This window comes from Geobacillus sp. FSL W8-1251, assembly GCF_038005945.1.
In the GTDB taxonomy this organism is placed as follows: Bacteria; Bacillota; Bacilli; order Bacillales; family Anoxybacillaceae; genus Geobacillus; species Geobacillus stearothermophilus.
In genome coordinates this window covers 647,086-661,608 of the sequence record NZ_JBBOUF010000001.1, presented here as the reverse complement: position 1 = coordinate 661,608, position 14,523 = coordinate 647,086, and the positions used below count along the sequence as shown (strand labels likewise).

At 54.9% G+C, this 14,523-nt stretch carries 12 protein-coding genes; all 12 read left to right on the top strand.

Features of this window, described 5'->3' with window-relative positions:
• Positions 1-78 precede the first annotated feature (78 nt).
• Positions 79-969: a 2-dehydropantoate 2-reductase gene (locus NSS88_RS03310; RefSeq protein WP_064213509.1), complete on the top strand. Its 891-nt coding sequence runs from the start codon at positions 79-81 to the stop codon at positions 967-969.
• The gene (locus tag NSS88_RS03305) at positions 962-1,348 is read left to right on the top strand and encodes a DUF3397 domain-containing protein (protein ID WP_033010250.1); all 387 of its coding nucleotides are present in this window, start codon (positions 962-964) and stop codon (positions 1,346-1,348) included. Before NSS88_RS03310 ends, NSS88_RS03305 begins: the two co-directional genes overlap by 8 nt.
• Before the next feature lie 73 nt (positions 1,349-1,421).
• On the top strand, positions 1,422-3,050 hold the full coding sequence (bshC, locus tag NSS88_RS03300) for a bacillithiol biosynthesis cysteine-adding enzyme BshC (protein WP_064213510.1): 1,629 nt from the start codon (positions 1,422-1,424) through the stop codon (positions 3,048-3,050).
• Positions 3,051-3,311: 261 nt separating this feature from the next.
• Entirely contained in the window at positions 3,312-4,253 is a 942-nt protein-coding gene (gene rsmH / locus NSS88_RS03295; RefSeq protein WP_033016164.1) for a 16S rRNA (cytosine(1402)-N(4))-methyltransferase RsmH, read from the top strand.
• Between the two features lie 34 nt (positions 4,254-4,287).
• Positions 4,288-4,644, top strand: coding sequence for a cell division protein FtsL (ftsL, locus tag NSS88_RS03290; RefSeq protein ID WP_033011332.1), 357 nt, complete (start codon positions 4,288-4,290; stop codon positions 4,642-4,644).
• A 6-nt stretch (positions 4,645-4,650) separates the two neighbouring features.
• Positions 4,651-6,846, top strand: a complete 2,196-nt coding sequence (locus NSS88_RS03285) for a penicillin-binding protein (protein WP_055358181.1) — start codon at positions 4,651-4,653, stop codon at positions 6,844-6,846.
• Positions 6,847-6,918: 72 nt separating this feature from the next.
• Complete coding sequence (locus tag NSS88_RS03280; RefSeq protein ID WP_064213511.1) at positions 6,919-8,853, top strand: stage V sporulation protein D; 1,935 nt, start codon at positions 6,919-6,921, stop codon at positions 8,851-8,853.
• Between the two features lie 110 nt (positions 8,854-8,963).
• Positions 8,964-10,433, top strand: a complete 1,470-nt coding sequence (locus NSS88_RS03275; protein ID WP_341083000.1) for a UDP-N-acetylmuramoyl-L-alanyl-D-glutamate--2,6-diaminopimelate ligase — start codon at positions 8,964-8,966, stop codon at positions 10,431-10,433.
• Complete coding sequence (locus tag NSS88_RS03270) at positions 10,430-10,891, top strand: hypothetical protein (protein WP_055358179.1); 462 nt, start codon at positions 10,430-10,432, stop codon at positions 10,889-10,891. The genes NSS88_RS03275 and NSS88_RS03270 overlap by 4 nt, the downstream gene beginning before the upstream one ends.
• Positions 10,876-11,850 carry a phospho-N-acetylmuramoyl-pentapeptide-transferase gene (mraY, locus tag NSS88_RS03265; RefSeq protein WP_033016152.1) on the top strand — a complete coding sequence of 325 codons (975 nt, stop codon included), beginning with the start codon at positions 10,876-10,878 and terminating at the stop codon, positions 11,848-11,850. Before NSS88_RS03270 ends, mraY begins: the two co-directional genes overlap by 16 nt.
• Positions 11,851-13,206: a UDP-N-acetylmuramoyl-L-alanine--D-glutamate ligase gene (gene murD / locus NSS88_RS03260; protein ID WP_033016151.1), complete on the top strand. Its 1,356-nt coding sequence runs from the start codon at positions 11,851-11,853 to the stop codon at positions 13,204-13,206.
• A 52-nt stretch (positions 13,207-13,258) separates the two neighbouring features.
• Entirely contained in the window at positions 13,259-14,359 is a 1,101-nt protein-coding gene (gene spoVE / locus NSS88_RS03255) for a stage V sporulation protein E (protein WP_033016150.1), read from the top strand.
• Positions 14,360-14,523: the final 164 nt, after the last annotated feature.

The window sequence follows — 14,523 nt, the reverse complement described above, 5'->3', positions numbered from 1 at the left end:
CTTTTTTTTCTTAACGGATGACGGGGACATTTGCTAAAATAAGGCTAACGCAATTTGGCGGGAAGGCGGGGGAGACATATGAACATTGGCATTGTCGGCGGCGGGGCGGTCGGCCTGCTTCTTGCCGCTTATCTCGGGCGGCGCCATAAGGTCACGGTGTATACAAGGCGCTTGTCTCAGGCGAGGCAGCTTGCTGAATGCGGCGTCGCCCTGAAAAAAGAAGGAAAAACAACGGAGACTGCCGTTCAAGCAAGGCCGTTTGCCGGGACGGAACTCGTTGAGCCGCTTGTGTTTGTGACGGTTAAACAATATGATGTGGCGGATGTCTGCTCCCAGCGTGATTCGTTCCGCCGCGTCGGCACGATTGTTTTTTTGCAAAACGGGATGAGCCATCTCGAACAGCTGTCTGTTTTTGCTGACAAAAACATCGTCGTCGGCGTTGTGGAGCACGGCGCGTTCAAGCTTGACGATCGGACGGTTGCGCACACAGGCGCCGGCAAACTGACGCTTGCCCCCTTCTATGGGTCGCCTGCTGCGGCCGCCGGGCTGGCTGGAGATCGAGAGTTTCCCATTGAATGGGCGGACGATTGGGAGCGCATTCTTGTCGACAAACTTGTCGTCAATGCGGTCATCAACCCGTTGACGGCGCTGTTGCAAGTGAAAAACGGCGAGCTTCTTGAGGTGGCGCCGTATCGGGACATGATGGCGCAGCTGTTTGATGAAGTGCGGCGGGTGTTGCCGCTTCGTGACGCCGGACGGGCGTGGGAGCGGATCGTTCATATATGCCGGAACACGGCGGACAACTATTCGTCGATGTATATGGATGTGGCAAACGGGCGTCGGACGGAAATTGACGCCATTTTAGGCTATGTGCTGAAGCAAGGGGAAGCGCGCGGCGTTGCGTTGCCGCTCGTCCGCTTTGTGTATTGCGCGCTGAAAGGGAAGGAAGGGGGGAGCCGCGATGGGTGACTGGCTCGCGCCGGTGTTGGCGACATTCGTCACACTGCCGCTGCTGCTGTTTTGGCTCGTCTATGCGGCCATGCGCCTGTTTGGCGGGCGGAAACGGGCGGCGTTTTACGCGGCGGTCAACGCGGCGACCGCATTTTTCATCGCCGCCGTCTATTTTTTGCTTGCCGTGCTGTTCGGAAAGTCATATTTTGTCCATCTTCTTCTCTTTTTGCTCGGATTGCACGCCGCCATCGCACTCGGCTACTGGCGGAAAAAGGCGGATTTTCACCTGGCGGCGGTGTTTCGTCTATTTTGGCGGGCCAGTTTTCTCATTTTTGCGTCCCTTTACGCCGGCCTGCTCGTCTATGGCATGATGGCGCGCATCGCTGCCGTCCTTTGAGCAATCATTTTTTCCTCTTGGCGCCGAACGTGCTATACTCATGAAAGAATACATAAGAAAGGGAGTTTTCGCCATGGAGGTTCACGAAATTCCGCTGCCGGCGGCGACAAAGCTGGCGGCCGATTACATAACCGGCGCGTTTCCGGCTGAGAAAGGGTTTGACTACGTTTGGGCTGATGATCAGGCGTTTCGCCGCCGGTTGTCTCATTTGCAAAAACGGACATACGACCGGAGCGGGCTTGCCGATTATTTAGACTCCTATCACCGTCGGTTCTCGGCAAGCAGGGCGACGATGCACAATATCGACAAGCTGCGGCAGGAGAACAGCGTCGTTGTTGTCGGCGGACAGCAAGCCGGGCTGTTGACCGGTCCGCTTTATACGATCTATAAAATCATCACCATCATCCAGCTCGCCAAAGAACAGGAACGGAAGCTTGGCGTGCCGGTCGTGCCGCTGTTTTGGATCGCCGGCGAGGATCATGACATCGCGGAAATCGACCATGTGTATGTGGTAGAGGGCGGCGAAGTGAGGAAAGCGCTATATCCGCACAAGCGGAAGGAAAGGCGGATGGCAGCCGACGTCCCGCTTGATCATGAGCTTGCCGGCGCGTGGATCGAACGTGTCGTGAAAACGTACGGGGAGACGGACGCGACGAACGAACTGCTTTCCTTTCTCAAGACATGTTTGGATGAGGCGAGCACGTTTGTCGACTTTTTTGCGGCGATTGTCTTGCGCCTGTTTGCTGCTGACGGATTGGTTGTCTTGAATGCCGGCGATGCGGCGGTGCGCCTTCTTGAGCGCCGTTTTTTCGCCGCGCTCATTGACCGCCATCGCAGCGTGACATCGGCCGTGTTGGCGCAGCAAGAGGCGCTGCGCGCGCTCGGGTATGCGCCGCTCATTGAGATAGCGCCCAACGCGGCCAACTTGTTTTATTACAACGGCCATGAGCGCCTGCTTTTGCACTATGACGAAGAGCGCGGCGCGTTCCGCGACAAGGCCGGGCATATCGTCTTTGCGAAACAGCAGCTGCTTGAGCTTGCCGAGACGAAGCCGCACTGTTTAAGCAACAATGTTGTCACTCGTCCGCTTATGCAAGAGTATTTGCTGCCGACGCTCGCTTTTGTCGCCGGCCCGGGAGAAATCGCCTATTGGGCGGAGTTGAAGGAGGCGTTTTCGCTGTTCGGATTCGAAATGCCGCCGGTGGCGCCGCGCCTGCTGGCGACGATCGTCGGCCGTTCGCTGCAAACCGATCTCGCTGATCTCGGTCTCGAAGCCGCCGACGTATTGGCCGGGCGGCTCGAAGCGGCCAAGGAGCGATGGCGGAAGGAGACGGCTGAAGTTCCGCTTGCCAAGGCGTTTGCGAAAGCGAAAGCCGACATCGAGGCGGCGCATCAGCCGCTGCGCGCGCTTGGCATGGAGATTGACCGCGGATTGGAAGGATTGGTGGCGAAAAATGCCGCCATCATTGAGTCACAAATCGAGTTTCTTCAGCAAACGTTGGAGCGGGCGCTTTTGCGCAAACATGAGACGACATGGCGCAAGTTTTGGCGCGTCGAAACGGCGCTGCGGCCGAACGGAGCGCCTCAGGAACGGGTTTGGAACGTGTTTTACTACGTGAATCGTTACGGATTTGATTTTGTAAAAAAACTTTCGCTGATCGACGCCCCTGGAAACGGAATGCATAAAATTGTATATATATAAAGCTTTTTCAAAGAAAAAGTCGAAAAGAAAAATCCTGTTTCGAGCAGGATTTTTTTTTTGTGGAATGAAATAGTAACAAAACAATCGCCATGGGTTTGGAAATAAAAGTAAAAGGAGGTTGGAACTAATGGCTCCATCTGGGGATGTCCGACAAAAATAAACAAAAAGGGACGTTTTTTTTACAAAAAAAGCTAAAATTTTGTCCGTCTTTGCGATATAATTAAGGAAGCAGCGTTTGGAAGCAGCAAAGGTGGTGGACATGTGTTTGAACATACAACGGTGCTGTTAAAAGAAGCGGTTGACGGACTGAACATCCGCCCGGACGGCGTCTATGTCGATTGTACGTTGGGCGGCGGCGGCCATAGCGACTATTTGCTTTCCCGCCTCTCAAAGCGCGGAAAGCTGTTTGCCTTTGATCAAGACGAAACCGCCATTTCGTATGCGCGTGAACGGCTCGCCCGTTATGGCCAGCAAGTGCAGTTTGTGCACCGCAACTTCCGGTTTTTGCAAGAGGAGCTTTCCGCCCGCGGCGTCGCTGCCGTCGACGGCGTGCTGTTTGATTTGGGCGTTTCATCGCCGCAGCTCGATGAGCCGGAGCGCGGCTTCAGCTACCAGCACGACGCGCCGCTTGACATGAGGATGGACCGCAAGCAACAGCTGACGGCGGCGGAGATCGTCAACCGTTGGCCATATGAGGAGCTTGTGCGCATTTTTTTTCGGTACGGCGAAGAAAAATTTTCAAAGCAAGTAGCGCGCAAAATCGAGGAGGTGCGGCGCGAGAAGCCGATTGAAACGACCGGGGAGCTCGTTGAGGTCATTAAGGAGGCGATTCCAGCGCCGGCGCGCCGCAGCGGCGGACATCCGGCCAAACGCATTTTCCAGGCGCTCCGCATCGCAGTCAACGATGAGCTCGAGGCGTTTCGCGAAGCGCTTGAGCAGGCGATTGACTTGTTGGCGCCGGGAGGACGGGTGAGCGTCATTACGTTTCATTCGCTCGAAGACCGCATTTGCAAAGAGACGTTTAAAAAAGCAAGCGAGAACCCGCCATTGCCTCCAGGGCTTCCAGTTCTCCCTAATGACTACCGTCCTGTGTTGAAAATTATTACAAAAAAACCGGTCGTTCCTTCTGCTGAAGAGGTGGAACGGAACCGCCGCGCCCGTTCAGCCAAACTCCGCATTGCTGAAAAACTGCCGCGCGGCTGAGAAAATAGGTGAGGAGAAACAGGAGGGAAACGCTGTGAACCATTTGGCAGTCAAAGTAGCACGCGAACAAAAGCATCCGGCCGCGCCGCCGAGCCAGAAGCCGCAGCGAAAACGGCGCCTTCGGCTGACGCTGGCTGAGAAGCTGTTGATCGTTTCGTTTTTGCTGTTTGTCTTTTACGCGGCGGTCCATACCGTCTCAACCCAAGTGCAAATTTATGAGCTTAATAAAGATGTCCAAAAGTTGGAATCGGCCATTGATGAACAAAAGAAAGAAAATAATGACTTGTACGTCGAAGTGCAGCGGCTGAGCGCGTACGAGCGCATTTTGCAAAAGGCGAAAGAGCTCGGTTTGTCGCTCAACGAAAACCATGTCAAAGTCGTACAGGACTGATGGGTGATGGAGGCAAAAAAGCATCGCAACACCCATCGCGGGGCGTTTATTTTGTTTTGCGTGTTCAGCTTTGCCTTTTTTCTTTTGTTTGCCCGCTTTGTGCAAGTGCAGTGGACGGGAAAAGCGGAAGGCGAAGCGCTGGCGGAGATCGCGCAGCAGCAGCATAAGCAGACGCGCACGATTGAAGCGAAACGCGGGACGATTTTTGACCGCAACGGCGTCATTTTAGCCCAAGACGTGCCGTCGTATACAGTCGCCGCCATTGTGGACCCGGATGATCCGCGCCGTGTCGCCGATCCAGAGGAAACAGCGGAAAAGCTCGCTCCGCTGCTTGGCATGGACGTCGAGCAAATGGAGCGCATTTTGACCAAAAAGGCGAAACAAGTCGAGTTCGGCTCCTATGGCCGCAATATCAGCTTCGAGCTGAAGCGGAAAATTGAAGCGCTCCATTTGCCGGGCATCATCTTTACCCGCGACACTGCCCGGTTTTACCCGAATGGCATGTTCGCCTCGCACGTCATCGGCTACGCGCAAAAAAATGCGAAAAACGAAACGGTCGGCAAAATGGGAGTAGAAAAATCGCTTGACCGTTATTTGCGCGACAAAGACGGCTATGTGTCGTTTGCCAGCGATGCGAAGGGGTTCCGTCTGCCGGAGGCGAGAGAGCGCACGATTGCAAAGCCGGACAACGGCGCGAACGTGTATTTAACGATTGACGCGAAAATCCAGACGTTTTTGGAAGACGCCATGAACGGCGTAGAAAAGCAGTACAAGCCGAAAAAGATCATCGCCATCGTGGCTGATCCGAAAACAGGAAAAATTTTAGCGATGGCGACTCGCCCGAGTTTTGACCCGAACAAACGCGATATTGCGAACTTTTTAAATGACGCTATTTCCTACCCGTATGAGCCGGGGTCGACGATGAAGGTGTTTACGCTTGCTGCCGCCATTAATGAAGGAGTGTACAACGGCAATGAAACGTACCGTTCCGGCTCATACAAAGTCGGGCCGAACACCATCCGCGACCATAACGATGTCGGTTGGGGGACGATTACGTTCAATGAAGGGGTGCAGCGCTCTTCGAACGTCGCTTTTTCCATTTTGGTGAAAGAAAAGCTCGGGGAAGACCGGTTTTTGCAGTATTTGCATCGTTTCCATTTCGATCAGAAAACGGGCATTGATTTGCCGAGTGAGGCGACAGGGCAAATTCGTTACCGTTATCCGATCGAACGGATTACGACCGGGTTCGGGCAAGGGACGTCAGTGACCCCGATTCAGCAAATCCAGGCGGCGACAGCGATCGCCAACGACGGAAAAATGATGAAGCCGTACGTCATTGAAAAGGTGGTCGATCCAGACAGCGGCAAAGTCGTTCTCGACCACGAGCCGACTGTCGTCGGTGAACCGATTACGGCTGAAACGGCGCGGAAGGTGAGGGAAATTTTGGAAACGGTTGTCACCTCAGAGCACGGCACCGGCCGCCCGTACCAAATTGACGGCTACCGCGTCGCCGGCAAAACGGGGACGGCGCAAATTCCATCCGCTTCCGGCGGCTATTTGACCGGACGGGAAAATTATATTTTCTCGTTTTTAGGCATGGCGCCGGCGGATGATCCGCGCCTTCTCATGTATGTAGCTGTTCAGCAGCCGCGGTTGGATGTGACGGAAACCGGAGCGGCGCCTGTTTCGCAAATTTTTACAACGGTGATGAAAAGCAGCCTGCAATATTTGCATATTGAACCGAGCAAAGAAAAATCGGTGGAAACGAAACTAGCGGCGCAACGCGCGCTCGATTCGCTGGTCGGCGAGGCAGCCGTAACGGCGGCGGAGCAGTTGAAGAAAAACGGCTATGTGCCGGTCGTCATCGGCACCGGCCGGTACGTTGAGCGGCAGCTTCCGCGCGGCGGAGATCGTCTTCTTCCCGGCGAGCGGGTCGTGTTGAAAACGGATGGAGCGGCGACGATGCCGAACTTGCGCGGGTTTTCGCTGCGGGACGCCATGAAAGTGGCTCATATACTCGGCCTGCGGCCAAGCACGAAAGGAACCGGCTATGTCGTCAGCCAAAACATCCGCCCGGGAGCGCGAGTGCGGCAAGGGGATTATTTGATCGTCGAACTGGCTCCGCCGCGCCAGTGGGAAGAAATGGCGGCAAAGAAAGAACAAGAGGCGGCTGAACGGAAAGAGGCCGGGCCTCACGAGTGATTTTTTGCCGTTCTATAACGGAGCGTACAAGCATATAGTGGAACGAGCCCATCATGAAGGAGGTTCCGCCATATGCGCGTATCGTACGTGACCGTGCGCAAACGGTTGACGATCGTCTTTTTGATCGGCGTTTTGGTTTTTGCCATTATCGATCTCCGTCTCGGCTATGTCCAATTTTGGCTCGGCGATCTATTAGCGGAACGGGCGAAAGGGCTGTGGGGGCGGAACATCCCATTTGAGCCGAAGCGCGGCGAAATTTTGGACCGCAACGGCGTCCCGCTGGCGACGAATATGAGCGCGCCGACGGTGTATGTCATCCCGCGGCAAGTGAAAAATCCGGCGGAAGCGGCAGAAAAGCTGGCGGCAGTTTTGGGCGCTTCGGTCGAATCCGTTTATAAACAAATGACAAAAAACACCTCGATCGTCCGCTTGAAAGAAGGGCGGAAAATTTCCGACGAGAAAGCGGCGGACGTGCGCGCGCTCGATTTGGACGGGGTGTACATTGCTGAAGACACGAAGCGCTACTATCCGTTTGGCAGCTACTTATCGCATGTGCTTGGCTTTACTGGCATTGACAACCAAGGGCTCACAGGGCTTGAACTGTATTATGACAAAGAACTGAGCGGAGAACGCGGTTCGGTGCAGTTTTACTCCGATGCAAAAGGGCGGCGCATGCCCGATATGGCGGATGACTATACGCCGCCGACCGACGGCTTGAACTTGGTGCTCACGATTGACTCACGCATTCAGACGATCATAGAGCGGGAGCTCGATATTGCTGAGGCGAAATACAATCCAGACGGCATCATCGCCATTGCCATGAACCCGAATACGGGGGAAATTTTGGCGATGGCGAGCCGGCCGACGTTTGACCCGGCCGATTACCGCAACGTCCCTCCGGAAATTTACAACCGCAATTTGCCGATTTGGAGCACGTATGAACCGGGGTCGACGTTTAAAATCATTACGTTGGCTGCAGCGCTTGAGGAGCATAAAGTCAACCTCCTTAAAGACCACTTCTCTGATCCGGGCTACGCTAAAGTGGCCGGCGCTACGCTCCGCTGCTGGAAAAAGGGCGGCCATGGGGAGCAAACGTTTTTGGAAGTTGTACAAAACTCGTGCAACCCGGGATTTGTCGCTTTGGGGGAGCGGCTCGGAAAGGAAACGCTGTTTCGTTATATTAAGAAGTTTGGCTTCGGTGAGAAAACCGGCATTGACCTGCAAGGGGAAGGGACTGGCATTTTGTTTGACTTAAAGCGGGTCGGGCCGGTCGAATTGGCGACGACTGCGTTCGGCCAAGGGGTGTCGGTGACGCCGATCCAGCAAGTCGCCGCCGTATCGGCCGCGATCAACGGCGGCACTCTATACACCCCGTACATCGCCAAAGAATGGATCGACCCGGAAACAGGGGAAGTCGTACGCCGCAATACACCAAAGGCGAAACGGCGCGTCATTTCCGAGGAAACGTCGAAACAAGTCCGCTATGCGCTTGAGAGCGTTGTCGCCCAAGGCACAGGGAAAAAGGCGTATGTCGAAGGCTACCGCGTCGGCGGGAAAACCGGAACGGCGCAAAAAGCGCAAGGCGGCCGCTATTTGCAAAACAACCATATCGTGTCGTTCATCGGTTTTGCGCCGGCGGACGACCCGCAGCTCGTCGTGTACGTCGCTGTTGACAATCCGAAAGGCACGGTCCAATTCGGCGGCACGGTTGCGGCGCCGATCGTTGGCAAGGTCATAGAAGACAGCCTGCGGGTGATGGGTGTGAAGCCGCGCAAAGACCAACTTGAGAAGGAACGGGGATGGGATGAGCCGAGAGTCATTGAGGTGCCGAATTTGATCGGAATGACAAAAAAAGATTTGCAAGAACAGTTTTTTGACTTAAAATTAGATGTTAGTGGCGAGGGCGATGTCATTGTCGAACAATCGCCGGAGCCCGGGGTGAAAGTAAAAGAAGGCTCGACGATTCGCATTTATTTGGCGAAACGCGAAGCGGCAGAGGAGCGGTAAACGATCTTGCAAGGGGCGGCCGATGCGATGACTCATCGGGTTGGTTGCGCCCCTTTTTCCGCTGTCCGCTCATAGGGCGAGCTATTTATAAGCGAAAGGGATGACTAAGGATGAAATTGCAAACGTTGCTGTCGCGCTTGCCCGGTTTTTGGGTGCATCGCGGGGGCAATCCGGATATTGTCGCGCTCGAAATGGATTCGCGCCATGTCACGCCCGGTTCGCTGTTTTTTTGCCTTAAAGGATTTACGGTGGACGGGCATGACTTTGCGGAACAAGCGGTGGCGCGCGGAGCAGCGGCGGTCGTGGCTGAGCGTCCGCTCGCGGTGGACGCGCCGCTTGTCCTTGTGCCGGACAGCCGGCGGGCGATGGCGATTTTGGCTGATGCGTTTTACGGGCACCCGACCCATCGACTTCATTTAATTGGCGTGACGGGCACAAACGGAAAAACGACGACGACTCATATCATTGACCAGATCGCGAGAAAGGCCGGCAAAAAAACGGGGCTGATTGGCACGGTCGGGATCAAAATCGGCGCCCGTTCTTACCCGGCGGCGAATACGACGCCGGAGTCGCTCGTCTTGCAACGCACGTTTAAACAGATGATCGACGAGGGCGTGGAGTTTGCGGCCATGGAAGTGTCGTCGCATGCCCTTCACCAAGGACGGGTGCATGGCTGCGATTACGATGTGGCCGTGTTTACGAACTTGACGCAAGATCATCTTGACTATCACGGAACGATGGACGAGTATCGGAACGCCAAAGGGCTGTTGTTTGCCCAGCTCGGCAACCGCTACGACGAGCGGCGGCCGAAATTTGCCGTTTTGAATCATGATGATCCTGTTTCGCAATATTATAAACATATGACAGCAGCACCAATCATCACTTACGGTATTCGCACGAAGAGCGATGTGATGGCGGAAGAGATTGCCATGACCCCGTCCGGCATGGCCTTTCGGCTGTGCACGCCGCACGGATCGGCAGTGGTGGAAACGAAGCTCGTCGGCTTGTTCAACGTCTATAACATGCTTGCGGCGGCCGCTGCCTGCCTTGCCTCCGGGTTTTCGCTTGAAACGATTGCGACGGCTTTAAGGGATGTCGAGCCGGTGTCCGGGCGGTTTGAAACGGTCGATGAAGGGCAAAATTTTACTATCATTGTAGATTATGCCCATACGCCGGACAGTTTGGAAAACGCGCTAAAAACGGTGCGCCAATTTGCGAAGCGGAACGTCTATGTCGTCATTGGCTGCGGCGGCGACCGCGACCGGACGAAGCGGCCGCTTATGGCGCAGGTGGCGGTGCGCCACGCGGATGTCGCCGTGTTCACCTCCGACAATCCGCGCTCGGAAGACCCGCAGCAAATTTTGCGGGATATGGAAGCGGGGGTAAGTGATCAAGATGGAAGGTACGTGACGATTCCTGACCGGGAAGAGGCGATCCGCTACGCCATCCGGCAGGCGCAAGAAGGAGATGTTGTGTTGATTGCCGGTAAGGGGCATGAAACGTACCAAATCATCGGCGGCAATGTGATTGAGTTTGACGATCGCGCTGTCGCCCGAGCGGCGGTGAGGGAGAGAACATGACGATGGTTACGTACGGAATGGTGCAGAAAATTGCGAACGAAGCGAGCGGCATTGTGGACGAAACGATTCGTTTTCACGCGGTGTTTGTCAATCCGGCCGAACAGGTAAAAAAAGGGCTGTTCGTGCCGCTTGAAGATGCGGCGGAAACGCTGAAAACGGCCATCGAGCACGGGGCGATCGCTTCGTTTTGGCCGATCGGAGAGCCATTGCCGCGCTACATTCCTAATCAGTTTCCGCTCTTTTTCGTCCCGTCGCCGCTTGCGGCGGCCGCCGCGCTGCTTGAGCGGTATTTGCGGGAAGGCGGCCGGGGAACGGAATTTTCGTTTTCGTTCCCGGAAGAAGGCGGGGAGTATGTCCCTGCTGATGAAGCAATCCCCCTCCGGCTCGCCGAGTTGCAGAAATGGTGGCTGGACGCGCGGCAGGCAAAAGGATGTGACGATTCATGCCAGAACAAATAATTGTCATTGCGATGGCTGTTTCCTTTTTGGTCACCGTCATTTTGTCGCCGCTGTTCATCCCGTTTTTGCGGCGGTTAAAATTTGGGCAAAGCATTCGCGAGGAAGGGCCGAAGTCGCATCAAAAAAAATCGGGCACCCCGACAATGGGCGGCATTATGATTTTGCTTTCGATCGTGGCGACAACGTTATGGATGACATCGAGATTGTCCGTCCTGTCGGTGGAAACATATTTATTGCTGCTTGTTACGGTTGGCTACGGGGTGCTCGGCTTTTTGGACGATATGATCAAAGTGGTGATGAAGCGGAACCTGGGGTTGACGAGCCGGCAAAAATTTATCGGCCAGCTCATCATTGCCGTTGTTTTCTTTTTTGTCTACCGGCAAAGCGGCTTTTCGACGGAAGTACATATCCCCGGGACCGGCTGGTCGTTTGACCTTGGCTGGGCTTATGGGGTGCTGCTTTTGCTCATGCTTGTCGGCGGCTCCAACGCTGTCAACTTGACCGACGGGCTCGATGGGCTTTTGGCCGGCACGGCGGCGATCGCCTTTGGCGCGTATGCCGTGTTGGCTTGGAATCAAGGTCAGTACGATGTGGCGGTGTTTTGCGTCGCCGTTGTCGGCGCTGTGCTCGGCTTTTTAGTGTTTAATGCCCATCCGGCAAAAGTATTTATGGGGGATACCGGATCGCTCGCGCTTGGCGGGGCGATCGCTGCGGTCGCTGTCTTAACGAAACTCGAGCTGCTGCTGATCATTATTGGCGGCGTCTTTGTCATTGAAACGCTGTCTGTCATCATTCAAGTCGCCTCGTTCAAAACGACCGGCAGGCGCGTTTTCCGCATGAGCCCGCTCCATCATCATTATGAGCTCGTCGGTTGGTCGGAATGGCGCGTTGTCGTGACGTTTTGGGCCGTCGGCCTGTTGTTTGCCATGCTAGGAATTTATATCGAGGTGTGGATGTAATTGAAACCGACTCTTTTCTATCAACATCGTCGTGTGCTTGTGATTGGATTGGCGAAAAGCGGGGCGGCAGCGGCCCGCCTGCTCGTTGAATTAGGGGCGGAAGTCGTCGCCAACGATCAAAAACCGTTGGCGGAAAACGCGGAGGCGAAGCAGCTTGAAGAGCTCGGCGTCCGCGTTGTTTGCGGCGGCCATCCGCTCGAACTGCTCGATGAGCCGTTTGACCTCGTCGTGAAAAATCCGGGCATCCCGTATACGAATCCGTTAGTGAAAAAAGCACTTGAAAAAGGGCTTCCGGTCGTGACCGAGGTGGAGCTGGCTTATCACATTTCCGAAGCGTCGTTTATCGGCATTACCGGATCGAACGGGAAAACGACGACAACGACATTGATTTATGAAATGTTAAAGGCGGATGGCCAAGACCCGTTGCTTGCCGGCAATATCGGCTTAGTCGCCTGCGAGGTGGCCAAGGAAGCGAAGCCGGGCCAATGGCTCGTCACCGAACTGTCTTCGTTCCAGCTTGCCGGCATTGATCAATTCCGTCCTACGATCGCCGTCTTGCTTAACATTTTTGATGCCCATTTGGACTACCATGGCACAAGAGAAGCATACGCGGCGGCGAAGGCGAATATTTTCCGCAACCAAACAGAACAAGATTATGCGGTCGTCAACGCGGATGACCAGACCGTGATGGACATCGCCGCCTCGATTCGATCGCAAAAGGTGCTGTTTTCGGCGACGAAGCCGCTCGGTGAAGGGGCGTACGTCGACAATGGCGCCGTTTGCTGGAACGGAGAGCCGATCATCAAGACAGCAGACATTGTCCTCCCCGGCCAGCACAACGTGGAAAACATTTTGGCCGCGGTGGCGGCTGCCAAGCTGGCCGGCGCCAGCAACGAGGCGATCGTTCAAGTGTTGACGACGTTTGCCGGCGTAAAACATCGGCTTCAATATGTAGCCGAAGTCGACGGCCGGCGGTTTTACAACGACTCGAAGGCGACGAATATTTTGGCAACGCAAAAGGCGCTTTCGGCGTTTGCCGGTGAACCGGTGATTTTGCTGGCCGGCGGGCTTGACCGCGGCAATGAGTTTGACAAGCTTCTTCCGTACTTGCGGCAGGTGAAAGCGGCGGTATTGTTCGGGCAAACGGCGGAGAAAATCGGGCGCATCGCCCGGGAGGCGGGAATAGAAACGATCGAATATGTCGATAATGTGGAAAAAGCTGTCCCGGTTGCCTTCCGGCTTTCCGAGCCGGGCGATGTTATTTTGCTCTCTCCGGCCTGCGCCAGCTGGGATCAATACAAAACTTTCGAGGAGAGAGGGGACATTTTTATCGACGCCGTGCATAAGTTGAAATAGAGGGAAAGGGACAGCCCTTTCCTTCTAGTTTACAAAATAGAGGTGTTGGGCATTGCCGCGGAAAAGGTCTGCGCCGGATTTTTTGTTGATTCTTTTAACGTTTTCGCTCTTGGCCATCGGGCTTATTATGGTGTACAGCGCGAGCGCCATTTGGGCGGAATACAAGTTTCACGATTCGTTTTTCTTTGTCAAGCGCCAGCTGTTCTTTGCCATCGTCGGCATTATCGCCATGTTTTTTGTGATGAACATCGATTATTGGACGTGGCGCGACTGGTCGAAAGTGTTGCTCATCGTTTGTTTCGGGCTGCTTGTACTCGTGTTGATCCCGGGCGTCGGCATGGTGCGCAATGGGTCGCGCAGCTGGATCGGCGTCGGGGCGTTTTCCATCCAGCCGTCCGAATTTATGAAGCTGGCGATGATCGCGTTTTTGGCCAAATATTTATCCGAAAACCAAAAGAAGATTACATCGTTTAAACAAGGATTGCTGCCGGCGCTGGCGCTCGTGTTTGCGGCGTTCGGCATGATTATGCTGCAGCCGGACTTAGGGACGGGCACCGTGATGGTCGGCACATGTGTGGCGATGATTTTTGTCGCCGGCGCCCGCCTCAGCCATTTTGTGGGCCTTGGGGTGTTGGGGCTTGCCGGGTTTGCCGCCCTCGTTTTATCGGCGCCGTATCGAATCAAGCGGATTACATCGTTTTTGAATCCGTGGGAAGACCCGTTGGGGAGCGGATTTCAAATCATCCAGTCGCTGTACGCCATCGGTCCGGGCGGGCTGTTTGGCCTGGGGCTCGGGCAAAGCCGGCAAAAGTTTTTTTATTTGCCGGAGCCGCAAACTGATTTTATTTTCGCCATTTTGGCCGAGGAGCTCGGTTTTATTGGCGGATCGCTTGTCCTTCTTTTATTCAGCCTTCTTCTTTGGCGCGGCGTGCGCATCGCCCTTGGCGCCCCCGATTTGTACGGCAGCTTTTTGGCGCTTGGCATCATTTCGATGATTGCCATCCAAGTGATGATCAACATCGGCGTTGTCACCGGGCTGATGCCCGTCACCGGCATTACTCTCCCGTTTTTGAGCTACGGCGGATCGTCGTTGACATTGATGCTGATGGCGATCGGTGTGCTGCTCAATATTAGCAGACACGCCCGCTATTAGGCAGGCGGCGGCGTCCGCTGTTTTTGTTTGTTCGGGCGGCTTGCCGTCAAACAGTGCCGGCAAATGTTATAAAAAACGGTCTCTCTCGCGATCTATTTGTGATATAATGAAAACAAGTGCAAAGAACAAGAAAACGGCAGCGGATGCCGTTTGTTTTTATTCGA

Excerpts from the sequence above, each read along its gene's own strand:
- NSS88_RS03310 (WP_064213509.1), top strand. The coding sequence starts at position 79 with ATGAACATTGGCATTGTCGGCGGCGGGGCGGTCGGCCTGCTTCTTGCC.
- NSS88_RS03305 (WP_033010250.1), top strand. The coding sequence starts at position 962 with ATGGGTGACTGGCTCGCGCCGGTGTTGGCGACATTCGTCACACTGCCG.
- bshC (WP_064213510.1), top strand. The coding sequence starts at position 1,422 with ATGGAGGTTCACGAAATTCCGCTGCCGGCGGCGACAAAGCTGGCGGCC.
- NSS88_RS03285 (WP_055358181.1), top strand. The coding sequence starts at position 4,651 with ATGGAGGCAAAAAAGCATCGCAACACCCATCGCGGGGCGTTTATTTTG.
- NSS88_RS03280 (WP_064213511.1), top strand. The coding sequence starts at position 6,919 with ATGCGCGTATCGTACGTGACCGTGCGCAAACGGTTGACGATCGTCTTT.
- NSS88_RS03275 (WP_341083000.1), top strand. The coding sequence starts at position 8,964 with ATGAAATTGCAAACGTTGCTGTCGCGCTTGCCCGGTTTTTGGGTGCAT.
- NSS88_RS03270 (WP_055358179.1), top strand. The coding sequence starts at position 10,430 with ATGACGATGGTTACGTACGGAATGGTGCAGAAAATTGCGAACGAAGCG.
- mraY (WP_033016152.1), top strand. The coding sequence starts at position 10,876 with ATGCCAGAACAAATAATTGTCATTGCGATGGCTGTTTCCTTTTTGGTC.